This window comes from Methylosoma difficile (assembly GCF_054657615.1).
Genome location: NZ_BAAHYJ010000001.1, coordinates 78,643 through 94,085 on the forward strand (window position 1 = coordinate 78,643; position 15,443 = coordinate 94,085).

19 protein-coding genes are annotated in these 15,443 nt (G+C 48.3%); 17 read left to right on the forward strand and 2 right to left on the reverse strand.

Translation table 11 applies throughout. The features are described from left to right. Window positions 1-69 precede the first annotated feature (69 nt). The 17 genes from ACYQ1O_RS00375 to ACYQ1O_RS00455 all read left to right on the forward strand — a co-directional run bounded on the left by ACYQ1O_RS00375 (window position 70) and on the right by ACYQ1O_RS00455 (window position 14,324). On the forward strand, window positions 70-933 hold the full coding sequence (locus ACYQ1O_RS00375; RefSeq protein ID WP_459989480.1) for a TPM domain-containing protein: 864 nt from the start codon (window positions 70-72) through the stop codon (window positions 931-933). Continuing rightward, entirely contained in the window at window positions 927-1,433 is a 507-nt protein-coding gene (locus ACYQ1O_RS00380; RefSeq protein ID WP_459989481.1) for a TPM domain-containing protein, read from the forward strand. The genes ACYQ1O_RS00375 and ACYQ1O_RS00380 overlap by 7 nt, the downstream gene beginning before the upstream one ends. Before the next feature lie 66 nt (window positions 1,434-1,499). After that, window positions 1,500-2,327, forward strand: a complete 828-nt coding sequence (locus ACYQ1O_RS00385; RefSeq protein WP_459989483.1) for an ABC transporter ATP-binding protein — start codon at window positions 1,500-1,502, stop codon at window positions 2,325-2,327. A 17-nt stretch (window positions 2,328-2,344) separates the two neighbouring features. Further along, window positions 2,345-3,127, forward strand: coding sequence for a lipid asymmetry maintenance ABC transporter permease subunit MlaE (mlaE, locus tag ACYQ1O_RS00390; RefSeq protein WP_459989484.1), 783 nt, complete (start codon window positions 2,345-2,347; stop codon window positions 3,125-3,127). A 1-nt stretch (window position 3,128) separates the two neighbouring features. Continuing rightward, window positions 3,129-3,596 (forward strand): outer membrane lipid asymmetry maintenance protein MlaD, encoded by a 468-nt coding sequence (mlaD, locus tag ACYQ1O_RS00395; RefSeq protein ID WP_459989485.1) that lies wholly within the window; start codon window positions 3,129-3,131, stop codon window positions 3,594-3,596. Continuing rightward, window positions 3,593-3,910 carry an STAS domain-containing protein gene (locus tag ACYQ1O_RS00400; protein WP_459989487.1) on the forward strand — a complete coding sequence of 106 codons (318 nt, stop codon included), beginning with the start codon at window positions 3,593-3,595 and terminating at the stop codon, window positions 3,908-3,910. The genes mlaD and ACYQ1O_RS00400 overlap by 4 nt, the downstream gene beginning before the upstream one ends. Window positions 3,911-3,937: 27 nt before the next feature. Beyond that, entirely contained in the window at window positions 3,938-5,203 is a 1,266-nt protein-coding gene (gene murA / locus ACYQ1O_RS00405; RefSeq protein WP_459989488.1) for a UDP-N-acetylglucosamine 1-carboxyvinyltransferase, read from the forward strand. 9 nt (window positions 5,204-5,212) lie between these two features. Further along, window positions 5,213-5,842, forward strand: a complete 630-nt coding sequence (gene hisG, locus ACYQ1O_RS00410; RefSeq protein WP_459989490.1) for an ATP phosphoribosyltransferase — start codon at window positions 5,213-5,215, stop codon at window positions 5,840-5,842. An 18-nt stretch (window positions 5,843-5,860) separates the two neighbouring features. Beyond that, the gene (locus tag ACYQ1O_RS00415) at window positions 5,861-7,057 is read left to right on the forward strand and encodes an AAA family ATPase (RefSeq protein ID WP_459989492.1); all 1,197 of its coding nucleotides are present in this window, start codon (window positions 5,861-5,863) and stop codon (window positions 7,055-7,057) included. After that, window positions 7,057-7,755 carry a DUF3226 domain-containing protein gene (locus ACYQ1O_RS00420; protein ID WP_459989494.1) on the forward strand — a complete coding sequence of 233 codons (699 nt, stop codon included), beginning with the start codon at window positions 7,057-7,059 and terminating at the stop codon, window positions 7,753-7,755. Before ACYQ1O_RS00415 ends, ACYQ1O_RS00420 begins: the two co-directional genes overlap by 1 nt. Before the next feature lie 20 nt (window positions 7,756-7,775). Continuing rightward, window positions 7,776-9,077, forward strand: a complete 1,302-nt coding sequence (gene hisD, locus ACYQ1O_RS00425) for a histidinol dehydrogenase (protein WP_459989496.1) — start codon at window positions 7,776-7,778, stop codon at window positions 9,075-9,077. A gap of 4 nt (window positions 9,078-9,081) precedes the next feature. Beyond that, a complete protein-coding gene (hisC, locus tag ACYQ1O_RS00430) occupies window positions 9,082-10,185 on the forward strand; it encodes a histidinol-phosphate transaminase (protein ID WP_459989498.1) in 1,104 nt (367 codons plus the stop codon). 225 nt (window positions 10,186-10,410) lie between these two features. Next, window positions 10,411-11,010: a ubiquinol-cytochrome c reductase iron-sulfur subunit gene (petA, locus tag ACYQ1O_RS00435; protein ID WP_459989499.1), complete on the forward strand. Its 600-nt coding sequence runs from the start codon at window positions 10,411-10,413 to the stop codon at window positions 11,008-11,010. Continuing rightward, a complete protein-coding gene (locus ACYQ1O_RS00440; protein WP_459989501.1) occupies window positions 11,007-12,425 on the forward strand; it encodes a cytochrome b in 1,419 nt (472 codons plus the stop codon). Before petA ends, ACYQ1O_RS00440 begins: the two co-directional genes overlap by 4 nt. Window position 12,426: 1 nt before the next feature. Next, complete coding sequence (locus ACYQ1O_RS00445) at window positions 12,427-13,149, forward strand: cytochrome c1 (RefSeq protein ID WP_459989502.1); 723 nt, start codon at window positions 12,427-12,429, stop codon at window positions 13,147-13,149. A gap of 172 nt (window positions 13,150-13,321) precedes the next feature. Continuing rightward, a complete protein-coding gene (locus ACYQ1O_RS00450; RefSeq protein WP_459989503.1) occupies window positions 13,322-13,927 on the forward strand; it encodes a glutathione S-transferase N-terminal domain-containing protein in 606 nt (201 codons plus the stop codon). 10 nt (window positions 13,928-13,937) lie between these two features. Continuing rightward, the gene (locus ACYQ1O_RS00455) at window positions 13,938-14,324 is read left to right on the forward strand and encodes a ClpXP protease specificity-enhancing factor (protein WP_459989505.1); all 387 of its coding nucleotides are present in this window, start codon (window positions 13,938-13,940) and stop codon (window positions 14,322-14,324) included. 81 nt (window positions 14,325-14,405) lie between these two features. On the opposite strand, the gene ACYQ1O_RS00460 is transcribed toward ACYQ1O_RS00455, so the two are convergent. Both ACYQ1O_RS00460 and ACYQ1O_RS00465 read right to left on the reverse strand, forming a co-directional pair. Next, window positions 14,406-14,702 (reverse strand): hypothetical protein, encoded by a 297-nt coding sequence (locus ACYQ1O_RS00460; protein ID WP_459989506.1) that lies wholly within the window; start codon window positions 14,700-14,702, stop codon window positions 14,406-14,408. Window positions 14,703-14,796: 94 nt separating this feature from the next. Then, entirely contained in the window at window positions 14,797-15,261 is a 465-nt protein-coding gene (locus ACYQ1O_RS00465; RefSeq protein WP_459989507.1) for a hypothetical protein, read from the reverse strand. Window positions 15,262-15,443: the final 182 nt, after the last annotated feature.

Genomic DNA, 15,443 nt, shown 5'->3' on the forward strand with positions numbered 1-15,443 from the left:
CATAACAATCAGCAAAGCCGCAAAGGGGGTTTTGATGCACCCGCCCCCTGCCCTACATCTTAAGCCCTCATGACCCATATTCTCCGTATCCGCATCGGTTTATTGGCTTGTTTGCTGGTGACAGCTAGCCCTCTTTGGGCTTTGGTAGATATTCCCTTATCGCTTAGCCGTGTCACCGACCTGACCGGCACGCTAAGCAGCACCGAAGTTAACGGATTGCAGCGCAAACTCAGCAATTTTGAAGACCGCAAAGGCAGCCAAATCGTCGTGCTCATGTTGCCCAGCACCCAGCCGGAAACCATTGAACAATACAGCATACGCCTTGCCGAACAATGGCAAATCGGTCGCGAAGGGATTGACGATGGCGTGATTATGCTGGTCGCCAAAGATGACCATCAATTGCGCATTGAAGTCGGCTATGGCTTGGAAGACGCCATTCCCGATGCCATAGCCAAACGGGTAATTACCGAAATTATCACACCGCATTTTAAAGCCGACGATTTTGCAGGGGGCATTGATGCTGGCGTTGACCAGCTCATTAGACTGATTGATGGCGAAAATTTGCCACCCCCCACCAAACTTAACATCAAGCAATTCGGGCAAACGGCCTTTATGGTTATCTTCGGCTTAGGCCTCGTGGCGGGGGTTGTGTTGTCGTTAATTTTTGGGCGTTTACTGGGTGGCTTGTTGGCGGGGATTGGCACGGCAGTGGTCGGGCTATTTTTTGGCTTAGGTTTGGTAGCCTTTTTGCTGGCTTTTTTTGTCTTTTTAATGATTGGCATCAAACGCAACCATGACGGCAACTGGCCGCCCACTGGGGGTGGCTTTGGCAACCATCGGCGCAGGCACTATTCCAACCGCTCTTATGGCAACAGCTGGGGTGGCGGTGGTGGCGGCAAATTTGGCGGCGGAGGCGCATCCGGATCATGGTAAATCTGAAACGTTGGCTTGCTCACGCTTTCATGCCGCCGTGGCGTTGGCGCTTGGCTTTTCCGAAAGCGACGCTCGATAACATCGCGCAAGCAATCCAAACCTCGGAAAAGCTACACAGCGGCGAATTGCGCTTTGCTTTTGAAAATACATTAGCCCCTATGCAAGTGTGGCGAGGCCAAAGCGGCAAACAACGCGCCCAGCAATTGTTCGCGCAACTAGGGGTCTGGGATACCGAGGAAAACAGCGGCGTATTCGTTTATCTGCTGCTGGCAGACCGCGAAGTGCATATAATTGCCGACCGTGGCATAGCCAAAAAAGTAAATCAAAAACAGTGGGATGCTATTGCACAATGTATGCAGGAGGCGTTTGCCAAAGGTGATTTTAAAGGCGGTTCGTTGGCGGGTATTGGGCAAATCAGCCATTTATTAGCCGAACATTTTCCGGCAATGCCGGACAATCCCAACGAATTGGGCGATTATCCTACTATTATTAAAGGTTAACTCATTGACTTAAGAATCCATAGTCATGGACAATACTACATTTTCGAAAAATATTGCATTCCACGCATGGATAACAGCGTTTTAGCCACTAACAGCCTCGTTTCAGTCCGCAACTTGTCATTCGCGCGTGGCGAAAAGCCCATCTTTGACGACATTTCCCTCGACTTTGAGCGCGGCAAAATCACCGCCATCATGGGGCCTAGCGGTACGGGCAAAACCACCTTATTGAAACTGATCGGCGGACAGCTGCAGCCCGAACAAGGCAGTGTTTGGGTCGATGGGCAAAACGTCCACCAATTGCCAAGTAAACAGCTGTACAACTTACGCAAACGCATGGGCATGCTGTTCCAAAGCGGCGCACTGCTCACCGACATGAGCGTGTACGACAACGTGGCATTTCCCTTGCGTGAACATACCCGTTTGCCTGAATCGATGATCCGCTCGCTGGTGCTGATGAAATTGCAGGCGGTTGGCCTGCGGGGCGCGAAGGATTTTATGCCCAACGAATTGTCCGGCGGCATGGCACGGCGTGTGGCTTTAGCCAGGGCAATCGCCTTAGACCCGATGATGATTTTGTACGACGAGCCGTTCACCGGACAAGACCCCATTTCTATGGGCGTTTTGGTGCACTTAATCAAAGCGTTGAACACCGCACTGGGGCTGACCAGCATCATCGTTTCGCACGATGTCCATGAAACGTCCGCCATTGCCGATTACATTTACGTGATCGCCGACGGCAAAATCATCGGACAAGGCACGCCTGAAGAAATCAGACAATCACCCTCGGCGTGGATACAACAGTTTATGACCGGCGCAGCCGATGGCCCCGTGCATTTCCACTACCCCGCCAAAGATTATGTCGATGACTTGCTGTCATCGGGAAAACGTTATTAACCTCTTGTCCTTTTAAGATGATGCACTTCTTTGAACTGCTAGGGCGCAACACCCGCGCCAGCTTTACCAAGTTAGGACGGGGTTCGCGGTTTTTGCTGCAAACCCTGGCGGGCATTGGCAGTGTCATGCTGCGTCCGCGCTTATTGCTTAACCAACTGTATTCAGTCGGCGTGCTGTCGTTTCTGATTATCAGCATTTCCGGCCTGTTTGTCGGCATGGTGTTGGGCTTGCAAGGCTTTTACATCCTGTCGGATTTTGGTGCCGAAGAAACTTTGGGTGTGATGGTCGCCGCTTCGTTAGTGCGCGAACTGGGGCCGGTGGTTTCGGCCTTGCTGTTTGCAGGCCGTGCCGGCTCTGCCTTAACCGCCGAAATCGGCCTGATGAAAGCCACCGAACAACTTTCCGGCATGGAAATGATGGCGGTTGATCCTATTAAGCGTATCATTTCACCCCGTTTTTTGGCGGGCTTGTTGTCGATGCCTTTGCTTGCCGCGCTGTTCAGTGCCGTGGGTATTTTGGGCGGGCAACTGATCGGCTCTGGCCTGCTGGGTGTCGATGAAGGTGCGTATTGGTCGCAAATGCAAGCCAGCATCGACTTTAAGGACGACATCATCAATGGCATTATCAAAAGCATCGCCTTTGGCTTTGTCACCACTTGGATTGCCCTGTTTGAAGGCTACGACGCCATTCCCACCGCCGAAGGTGTCAGCCGCGCCACCACCCGCACGGTGGTCAATTCCGCCTTCAGCGTTTTAGGACTCGATTTTATTTTGACCGCCCTCATGTTTGGAGAAAATTAACATGTCGCACACCAACACCCAAGACACCTTGGTCGGGCTTTTTGTCGCCGCCGGTATCGGCGGTTTGTTTTTTCTGGCTTTACAAGTCAGCAACTTAAGTTCATTTAGCCAACACGACAGCTATACCGTCACCGCACGCTTTGAAAACTCCGGCGGCTTAAAAGTCAAATCGCCGGTTTCTGCTGCCGGCGTCAAAATCGGTCAAGTCAGCAGCATCACCTTCGATCCCAAAACTTACGAATCCGTTGTCGAAATGCATATTGATGCGCAATACAACAGCATCCCCGACGACACCACCGCCAGCATCTTCACGGCGGGGTTGTTGGGCGAACAATACGTAAGCTTGGAAGCGGGCGGTTCTGACGATTACCTAAAAGACCAAAGCAAAATCGAAATCACCCAATCGGCGATTATTTTGGAAAAAGCCATCGGGCAATTCCTGTTCAAATCGGCGGAAGAAAAAAAATGAGCAACTTAAGCCTTAGCAATCAAGGCAATGGCGTTGTCCTGGTTGAAGGTGAGCTGACCTTTGCCGCCATTGACGACCAAGCCATCAACGCGCTCAACATCGCCAACACCGGCAAAAACTTGGTCTTGGACCTACAGGGCATCACCAGCACCGACAGCGCTGGCCTAGCCTTAATGATTGAATGGCAAAAACAAGCGCGCAGCAAACGTTTGCCATTAACTTTTAAAAATATTCCTGAACAATTGCACAATCTAGCCAAACTCAGTGGTTTAGATAACAGCCCGCTGTTCAGCTTCCGCGCCGAACACGCCTAACAAACTTGACGAATTAAGACCCTGACTATGGACAAACTGATTATTACCGGCGGTAAACAACTCAATGGCGAACTGCGTATTTCCGGTGCCAAAAATGCCGCCCTGCCTATTTTAGCCGCCGCGCTGTTATCCGAAGCGCCGGTGACCATCGGCAACATCCCGCATCTGCACGACATCACCACCACCATGGAATTATTGGGCCGCATGGGCGTCCGCTTGTTGGTTGATGAAAAAATGAACGTGGAAGTCGACAGCTCGACCATCAACAGTTACGAAGCGCCTTACGAATTGGTCAAAACCATGCGCGCCTCCATTTTGGTCTTAGGCCCGCTGCTGGCCCGTTATGGCGAAGCGCATGTGTCATTGCCCGGCGGCTGCGCCATTGGCACCCGTCCGGTGGACATCCACCTGAACGGCCTGATGAAAATGGGTGCCGACATCAACGTCGAAAACGGTTACATCCACGCCAAAGCCGACCGCCTGAAAGGCTGCCGTTTAGTGTTGGAACAAGTCACCGTCACCGGTACCGAAAACTTACTGATGGCAGCCACTTTGGCTGAAGGCATCACCGTCATTGAAAATGCTGCACGCGAACCGGAAGTCACCGATTTGGCGCACTTCCTGAACGCAATGGGCGCCAAAATCACCGGTGTCGGCACCGACGTGCTGACTGTTGAGGGTGTCGAAAAGCTCGGCGTAGACAGCATCCATTACAACATCTTGCCCGACCGTATCGAAACCGGCACGTATCTGGTGGCAGGCGCCATTACCGGCGGCAAAGTCAAACTGAAAAACACCCGTCCGGACACACTCGACGCCGTCCTGGCCAAATTGACCGAAGCTGGTGCCGACATCACCACGGGTGAAGACTGGATCCAATTGGACATGCACGGCAAAAAACCGAAAGCCGTGTCGCTCAGAACCGCGCCCTACCCCGCCTTCCCCACCGATATGCAGGCGCAATTCATCGCCCTGAACTGTATTGCCGAAGGCGTTGGTGTCATCACCGAAACCATTTTTGAAAACCGCTTTATGCACGTGCAAGAACTGCAACGCATGGGCGCGGACATCCGTTTGGAATCCAACACCGCCATCTGCACCGGCATCAACCGCCTGACCGCCGCCCCTGTCATGGCGACCGACCTGCGCGCGTCTGCCAGCCTGGTGCTGGCGGCCTTGATCGCCGAAGGCAGCACCTTGGTAGACCGCATCTACCACATCGACCGTGGCTACGACCACATTGAAGAAAAATTGACACAACTGGGCGCGACCATCCGCCGCGTTCCTAAATAAGGTTTGCTTATGTTGACAATAGCCGTTTCTAAAGGCCGCATTTACGAAGAAGCCCTACCGTTTTTGGCGGAAGCGGGCATCACCCCGACAGACGACCCGAACACCTCGCGCAAGCTGATTTTACAAACCACACGCCCCGATGTGCAGCTGGTCATCATCCGCGCCACCGACGTGCCCACTTTTGTCGAATACGGCGCAGCGGATTTGGGCATCGCCGGCAAAGACGTGCTGATCGAACACGGTGCCGATAATTTGTACGAACCCTTAGACCTGAACATCGCCCGTTGCCGCTTGATGACCGCCGCGCACAAAAACGCCCCCGCCATCAGCGGACGCGTCCGCGTCGCCACCAAATACGTCAAAATCGCCGAACAATACTTCGCCGCCCAAGGCGTACAAGCCGAAATCATCAAGCTGTACGGCTCCATGGAACTCGCGCCGCTGGTGGGATTGGCAGATTGCATCGTCGATTTGGTCGATACCGGCAACACCCTAAAAGCCAATGATTTAGAGCCACGCGAATTGATTATGAACATCAGCTCGCGCTTGGTGGTCAACAAAGCGGCAATGAAAATGAAGCATAAAGTCATTGCGGAATTGTTGGCGCAATTTGAACAGACGCTGGCAAGCCGAAATTAACGTAATTCGTGAGATAACATGTTGCATTCACTCGAAATAAAAAATTTCCGGTTATTGGAAGACTTTACGGTTGAAAAACTAGGTCGGGTCAATTTAATTGTGGGAAAAAATAATTCGGGTAAAAGCACGGTTTTGGAGGCTTTAAGGATTTATGCGGGGAATGCGAATCTTGATTTGCTTAATAAGATTGCTATAAATCACGAAGAAAATTATTTACATGAAAATACAAAATTTAATGAATCGGACTTATTAAAGCCTTTTGAAGAATTATTTACTGGAAGAATGTTTCCTGATGATGAAACGACAATTTTAATTGGTGACTCGACCAATAATTCCGATACGCTAAAAATTTGGCATGGCTTTGAAGTAATAGAAAAAAAAGAGTTTATTGATGCTAATGGAAAAAAAATTAATACGGAATCAAGCAGTTTTAATTTAATAAGCAGCTCAACTGATCCTAGTGGCAGTTATGTTACTTCATCTTCATATTTCAAAAATATAAAAAATAGTAATGAGTTTGCACATGGGGGAGAAGTATTATTGGTGTCAAAAAATAATATAGCTTTTCCAATTCATCTCAGTGCTAGATATTTATTTTCAAACGCTATTCATACCCATTTTTTATACTTAAATTTTGTATTTATTCCTTGTGGTTTTATTCCAACTCAATTTATTTCCGTTGATGAATTGGCAAAAGAATGGGACAGCATTGTTTTTACTGAAAATGAAGAAATTATTAAGCAAGCCTTGCATATCATTTTGCCTGAATTTGAAAATTTAGCATTTGTTGGTGAACAATCCAAACGAACTGCTAAAGTAAAACTTAGTAATTTACCTCGTCCAGTTCCACTAAAAAGCCTAGGTGACGGTATGATCCGAGTTTTGCAATTGGCTTTAAAATTAGTGTCCGCAAAAAATGGCTTTTTATTAATTGATGAATTCGAAAACGGTTTACATTACAGCACGCAAGAAAAAATCTGGGCATTATTATTTGAAATGTCAGAACGCTTAAACATTCAAATTTTTGCTACCACACACAGTTGGGATTGTATTGAAGCTTTTACCAAAGTCGCTATTGAAAACGAAACGACCGAAGGCGTGTTATTTCGTATGGGCAAAAGTGCCAAAAAAAGTAATCAAGGACAAGTTATCGCTACGGTGTTTGATAAGGAACGGCTTTATAACTTAACGCAAGCGGATATTGAGATACGCTAATGGCGAGAATAGCCAATACCGTTAATGCCAGTTATATATTATTAGTGGAAGGTGAAGCCGATAGAGGTTTTTTTGAACAGGTCTGTAAATGGTTGCAATTAAATCCTCTAATCAAACCCGCTGCCCCTAAAGATTATCAACGCGATTTTGAGCAACCGCTCCGCAATACCAAGCAAGGGGTTTTAAAATTACTCCATGATTTGTTAGTTGAATTATTAGATGAAGAAGCCGCAACCCAACGATTGGCGATTGTTATTGATGCTGACTATAAAAATTCAAATGGTTTGGGTTATCAGGAAACGATTGAACAAGTTTGTAAAATAGCCACGGATTATGACTTTGCGTTAGTGGAAGATAACGCGCATGGATTGCTTTTTAAACATAGCGATGAAGCAGCTGAATTTGGTTTGTGGGTTATGCCCAATAACAGCAACGAAGGTATGTTAGAAGACTTTATCAAACAATGTATAACTGTCGTTGAACAACCCTTGTTTAACCATGCGACAAACATTGTTACAGCAATTGAACCGAAAAAATTCGCCCCGCATCACTATTCTAAAGCCGAAGTGGCGACATGGCTGGCTTGGCAATCAAAACCAGGTCATGGGCTTTACGCTGTCGTCAAAGATGATTTGCTAGATTCTGACCATGCTTTATTTCAAGAATTGGCAAGCTGGCTGAAGCAAATTTTTACTTAATACATCATAAGCAAATTGGTATGCCCCTCTTAATCAAAACCCTCACCACCCAATCCCCAAACTTCAACCAACAACTGGCTGAACTATTAGCTTGGGATGAAACCGACGACCTCGACATCCAGCAACGGGTATTAGCTATCCTTGCCGATGTCCGCAGCAATGGCGATGCGGCTGTTATCAATTACACCAACCGTTTCGACCAGCGCAGCATAAGCCATGCTAGCGAGCTGGAATTGCCGAAAGCTGCGCTGCAAGCGGCGTGGGAGAGTTTGCCCACCGCGCAGGCCGAAGCTCTGCAAACCGCCGCCGAGCGTATCCGCGCTTATGCGGAACATCAAAAAATTCAGCCGTGGCAATATACCGAGGCTGATGGCACGGTGCTAGGGCAAAAGATCACGCCGCTGGATAGCGTCGGTTTGTATGTGCCGGGCGGCAAGGCGGCGTATCCATCTTCGGTGTTGATGAATGCCATCCCAGCCAAAGTCGCTGGCGTTGCCGATTTAATCATGGTCGTGCCAACGCCCAATGGCGAGACCAACGCGCTGGTTTTGGCGGCAGCGTATATCGCTGGCGTGGATCGCGTGTTCACCATTGGTGGCGCACAAGCGGTGGCTGCTTTGGCTTATGGCACAGCAACTATTCCGGCGGTCGCCAAAATTGTCGGCCCCGGCAATATTTATGTGGCAACGGCGAAAAAACTGGTGTTCGGCACGGTGGGCATTGATATGATCGCTGGGCCTTCAGAAATTTTGGTGATTTGTGACGGCAAAACCAATCCCGATTGGATTGCGATGGATTTGTTCTCGCAAGCCGAACATGACGAAAACGCACAGGCGATTTTAATCAGCGATGACAGCGATTTTCTTGCCGCTGTCGAAGCCAGTATCAACGCCTTATTGCCAACAATGGAACGCGCCGACATTATCCGCGCTTCGCTCAGCGGACGCGGCGCATTGATTAAAGTGCAAAATTTGGATGAAGCTGCCGAAGTCGCCAACTTGATCGCGCCGGAACATTTGGAATTGTCGGTGGAAAACCCAGAAATTTTGTGCGAAAAAATCCGCCACGCGGGCGCTATTTTCATGGGCCGTTACACCGCCGAAGCCTTGGGCGATTATTGCGCCGGCCCAAATCATGTGTTGCCAACCTCCAGCACCGCGCGGTTCTCTTCGCCTTTAGGTGTTTACGATTTCCAAAAACGTACCAGTTTGATTAATTGTTCAGCCGCAGGTGCGGATAGCTTGGGCAAAATCGCCTCGGTATTGGCACGGGGCGAAAGCCTGACTGCCCATGCCCGTTCTGCTGAATACCGCATTAAATAAAGCCATGACAACTCAATCTCTTGCCAACTCATTATTCCGTCCTGAAGTCTTGGCCTTGTCGGCTTATCACGTCGCCGACGCGCAAGGCTTTATTAAATTGGATGCGATGGAAAATCCGTATACCTGGCCTGAAAATATCAAATCGGCTTGGCTAGAAAGCTTGCGCGACAGCCCGCTTAACCGTTATCCAGACCCGGAAGCCAAACAGCTATCCACCCTTCTCAAACAGCAAAATGGGGTTAGTGACGGTTACTCGATTTTATTGGGCAACGGTTCGGACGAGTTGATCCAATTACTGCTGATGGCCTTGCCGCCTAGCGCCAGTGTGTTGGCACCTGCGCCGGGTTTTGTCATGTACAAACAAATCAGCGTCAGCTTAGGGCTGAATTACTTAGCCGTGCCCTTGTTGGCGGATAGTTTCGAGCTGGATTTGCCCGCGATGTTAGCAGCCATCAGCGAACACCAGCCCGCCGTCATTTTTATCGCTTACCCAAATAACCCCACCGGCAATTTGTTCGACACCTCGGCAATCAACAGCATTTTGGCTGCCGCACAAGGTTTGGTGGTCATCGACGAAGCTTACGCGCCGTTCGCTAATGACAGTTTTATGGATAAGCTGAGTGATTACCCCAATTTATTGGTGATGCGTACTGTTTCCAAGTTGGGTTTGGCGGGTTTGCGTTTGGGTTATTTGGTGGGCGATAGCGGCATTATTGGACAGCTTAATAAAATCCGTCTGCCTTATAACATCAATTGCCTGACCCAGCTCACTGTGGAATTTGCCCTAGCCCACCAGGAATTGTTCGAGCAGCAGACCGCCGCCATTTGTGCGGAACGCACGCGTGTCTTAACTGCCTTAAATGCGTTGAATGCGTTGAATGCGTTGAATGGCATAACAGCTTTTCCTAGCGCCGCCAATTTTATTTTGTTCAAAACGCCACACGGACAAGCCGATGCTTTATTTAATGGTATTAAGCAGCAGGGCGTGCTTATCAAAAACCTCAATCCCCAAGGCGGCTTGCTTACCGATTGCCTACGCGTAACGGTTGGCACTCCGGAAGAAAACACCGCCTTCCTCAATGCCTTAACAAAAAGCTTGGCGGCATAACGCCAGGCTTTTTGCCCCATATGCCATTGTTAGCAAACAAACTGTTAAACAATCATAAACTTATCGCAACACAAAAAAACAGCCTGGCACCCAGCCAACCCACGCCAACGTAAGTCCTCAAACAAAAAGGCTTAACCCCTTCAAATCCACTACTCTAAAGTGGTATATTGGCGGAAAATAAAAAATGTGCTACCCAAGCACAGGCTTAACTAGGAGAGTTCATCGATGAATAATGAAGGCGTAGACAAATCCAAACGCCAGTTTTTAACCTCGGCCTTAACCGTGGTTGGCGCAGTAGGAACGGGTTATATCGCCGTTCCGTTTCTGGCTCAAATGCAACCGAGTGTAAAAGCCATGGCGGCAGGCGCTCCGGTTACCGTTGACATCAGCAAAATGGAAGAAGGCCAGTTGTTGCGCGTGGAATGGCGTGGCAAACCGGTCTGGGTGCTTAACCGCACGCCTGAGGTGTTAGGCACGCTAAAATCCTTGGACAGCGAATTGAGCGATCCCGCTTCTAACGAATCCAATCAACCTGATAACAGCAAAAACCCTTACCGCTCCATCAAACCCGAAGTGTTTGTTGCCGTCGGCCTTTGTACCCATTTGGGTTGCTCCCCTACTTTCCGCCCCGAAATTGCCCCGCACGATTTAGGCGAGCGCTGGAAAGGCGGCTTTTTCTGTCCATGCCACGGCTCGTGGTTTGATTTGGCAGGGCGTGTTTATCGCGGCGTACCGGCTCCTACGAATTTAGAAATTCCGCCGTATCGCTACATAACCGACACCCAAATCATCATCGGTGAATCTGCTGGAGAGAAAAGCGCATGAAACTCAACCGTTTTGCCCGTAGCGGCAACTGGATTTTAGACCGTTTCCCATTGGCTCAATTGTGGAACGATCACATGGCGCATTATTACGCGCCTAAAAACTTTAACATTTGGTATTTCTTCGGCTCACTGGCTTTATTGGTAATGGCCAACCAGTTCATTACTGGTATTTTGCTGACCATGAACTACAAGCCCGACGCCAAATTGGCGTTCGACTCGGTTGAATACATCATGCGCGATGTTAACTGGGGCTGGCTGATCCGCTACATGCACTCCACCGGCGCATCAGCATTCTTCATTGTGGTTTATCTGCATATGTTCCGTGGCATCATTTATGGCTCATTCAAACAGCCGCGCGAACTGATCTGGATTTTCGGCATGCTGATCTTCGTCTGCCTGATGGCGGAAGCCTTCATGGGCTATCTGCTGCCTTGGGGACAAATGTCTTACTGGGGCGCACAGGTGATTATCTCGCTGTTCAGCGCCATTCCGGTGATTGGCGATGACTTGTCACTTTGGGTACGCGGCGACTATGTCGTCTCTGATGCCACCTTAAACCGTTTCTTTGCTTTCCACGTCATTTCTGTGCCATTGGTACTGGTCATGCTAGTGTTCCTGCACATTGTGGCCTTGCACGAAGTAGGTTCAAACAACCCAGATGGCATCGAAATCAAAAAACTGAAAGACGTCAACGGCATTCCGCTGGACGGCATCCCTTTCCACCCTTATTACACAGTAAAAGATATTTTTGGTGTCGGCGTATTCCTGATCTTCTTCGCCACCGTCATCTTTTACATGCCAGAAATGGGCGGATATTTCCTCGAACATGCAAACTTTATTCCGGCAGACCCAATGAAAACGCCGGAACATATCGCTCCAGTTTGGTATTTCACGCCTTTCTACGCCATTTTACGTGCCATTCCTGATAAATTTGCCGGTGTTATTGGCATGGGCGGCGCCATCGTGGTGTTGTTCCTGTTGCCTTGGCTGGACCGTAACCCTGTCAAATCCATCCGCTACCGTGGCGGCATGTACAAAAAAGCCTTGTTGTTGTTCGTTATTAGCTTTTTATGCTTAGGCTACCTAGGCACCCAACCTGCCACACCAACAGCCACGCTGTTTGCAAGAATTTTCACCGCCGTTTATTTTGGCTTCTTCTTGCTGATGCCTTTGTACACCCGTTGGGAAAAAACCAAACCGGTTCCAAAACGCGTTACCCATCCGCATACCTTGCTGGAAGATATTGAAGAACAACTCCCCGCATTGATTGAAGAAATGACAGAACTGAAACCCAGCACGTCAGAAATTGGCGATGCCGCTTTCCGCAGTACATTTTATTCACGGCGTCCTAACCCTGAGGGCATCCTCCATGTGGTCACTCGTTTGGCAAAAAAAATAAAAGAGAGCCTCGACTGATATGAAAACACTTACAACTACACTCTTGCTCATGCTTTGCCTGTCCTTTGGCGCCAATGCTGCCGAAGAGGTCGAGCTACAAAAAGCCAACATCGACCCGACTGACAAAGCCTCGCTATTGCGCGGAGCCAAACACTTTGTCACTTACTGTTTAGGCTGCCATTCCGCCAAATACATGCGTTATTTGCGGATTGCCATTGATGAACATGTCGATGAAAAAACCGTACTCAGCGATATTGCACCCGAAGGTGCCAGCATTTACGACCAATTGAAAAGCGCCATGAACAAACACGACGCTGAAAAATGGTTTGGTACGCAACCACCTGACTTATCGCTGATTTCTCGCTCTCGCGGAACCGATTGGCTGTATAGCTATTTAAAAAGCTACTACATCGACCCAAGCCGTCCCTTCGGCGTCAATAACTTAGTGTTCCCTGACACCGCCATGCCCAACCCCTTATGGCAACAACAAGGCGAGCAACATGCTGAAATCCGCAAAACCATTTGGGGTGAATACACCCACTTGGAGCTGACCAAAGCCGGTGCAATGTCAGAACATGAATTTGACCGCATGGTGAACGACATCGTCAATTTCTTGGCCTATGTCGGCGAACCCGTGCAACTGGAAAGAAAAGGCTTAGGCAAATTTGTCCTGCTGTTTTTATTAGTGTTTACCGTGATTGCCTACTTATTGAAAAAAGAATACTGGCGCGATATTCACTAACAGCCCATTAACACGAAACAGGGAAGTTTCAAAAACAACAACAAATTCAATATCATACAATGCTTTTCAGCAAAAAAACCAGGCTTGTATGCTATAATGCCGACCTTTACTACCCCCACTTCGCCTAAAGAGGTTGATATTTGTGGCAAACATAATTACTCGTAAATCTGTAATGACACTGTTTTCGTCCCCGACCTGCCCGATGAGCCACTGCGCGCGCTTTGTCCTTCACGAAAAAGGCATTACCGCCGATATAGAGTACTACGACCCGAACAACCCGCCCGAAGACTTGCTCGAACTCAACCCAACCGGCATTTCACCCACTCTAATTGAACGCGATTTAGTCCTGTACGATTCGCGCATCATTATGGAATACCTGGATGAGCGCTTCCCGCATCCGCCTTTACATCAAATGGACCCCGTTTCACGAGCTAATGCCCGTATGCTGATTAAACGGATCGACCAGGACTGGTATCAGTTGCTGGATGAAATCATCAATTCCGGTGAAAAAAAATCCGCCCGCGCCAAAAAATTATTGCGCGAAAGCCTGCTGGCAGCGACACCCATTTTTGCCGACCGACCGTTCTTTATGAGCGATGAATTTTCATTGATTGATTGTGCAATTGCCCCGCTACTTTGGCGCTTACCCAGCTTGGGCATAGATGTCACCACTCAAAATGAAGCCATCAACGACTATACCCAACGTATTTTTAGACGCGCCGCTTTCAAACGCAGCCTGAGCGATGCTGAAAGAGATATGACTGAAACCCCCAAATAAGCACGACATCATGACTTCCCTAAAACCTTATCTGATTCGCTCCATTTACGACTGGATTATTGACAACCAGCTAACCCCGCATTTGCTGGTCGATGCAGAAAACAAGAGCGCTATCTTGCCGATGCAGTTTGCCGAAGATGGCAAAATCGTCCTTAATATCAGACCGCAAGCTGTACAGGGCTTGTCTTTAGGTAATGACCTTATTGAATTTAACGCCCGCTTTAGCGGTGTTGGCATGCACATTGTCACGCCAATTAATGCCGTAATGGCTATCTACGCCAAAGAGAACGGCAAAGGCATGATTTTCGATCAGGAAAATGATGATGATGGCGACCAAGCTGCGCCAGAAGCAGCAGCACCGCCACCTAGCCGACCCAGCTTGCGAATCGTCAAATAAGACCAAACGTTTTCATCGAACACAAAAAAGCCCGACGTTGCATTAACAACGTCGGGCTTTTTGTTATCTAAAATTATGCAATCAAGCTTCTAGCTGGGTAGGCTTTTTTCGCGAAGCAAGCCCTACTACGCCCAAAAATGCCGATCCAAACAACCAAACTGCAGCAGGTACCGGAGTAGGGTATGATGGGGCAGGAACAGCATCTTTATCATCCTTAAAAGTGTCGCTTGCCCCGTTACCTGTCGTACCAGCAGCAATAGACTGGACATGCGCACCCACAGCAACCGTGCCTTTGTTCATCGCATATTGCAGATCATCAAACGTCTTGCCCGTCTTTAACTTAATGACAATCCCCAAAACATCGACTTTTGCATTCATTGTAGCAACTTGGGCTTTGGCAGTGGGAGCCTCTACACCAAACAATGACGTAAAGCTTGCATTATTCGAAGCAGGTAAAGCACCTGTAGTAACGCTAAAGTTTGTTGTGCCAAATGTTGTTCAATATCGTTTTTTGGCTTAACAGCAAGCTGTTCGTTGCCCCTGTTGAAGTCTTGGATAAATCTTGAAACCATACCCCACTCCAAGCGGATGCCGTACCAATATCATTCTGAAAAGTAAACAAAACCTCATCACTTGCCAATGTCAAACTATTCAAACTGGTATAAGATGGATTTGAGGCTTTATATTGTGTCAAACCTGCATTATCCATCACTGTCGTTTTCAATTGCCCAGCAACGTTGGTAGCATTATTGGTGGTGTAACGTATATAACTTAAGGAAAGCGAGCTAGCTTGAGATAGCGCCGGCAACCCCGTAAGTACAAATAGCAGCAATATGCTCTTTTTTGAATTGCTTAGCATAAATAAGTCCTTTAGATTGTTTTGAAATTTGTGTATTTGAGCCAATAACCCACTAGCAGCATCAACATTTGTTTTCATTACAACATATTGGACTTCTTTTATTTGTGATGTATCTCACATTTTCAAAAAGCCATTAAAAAAAACATACCGATCAAAAGCAAAAAATACATAAAAATCTTGACATAATTATTTTCCTTTATAGAAAAATAGAGAGCAATCAAGACAAACTCAAATGATGCCTAACCCAAAATTAGGCAAAA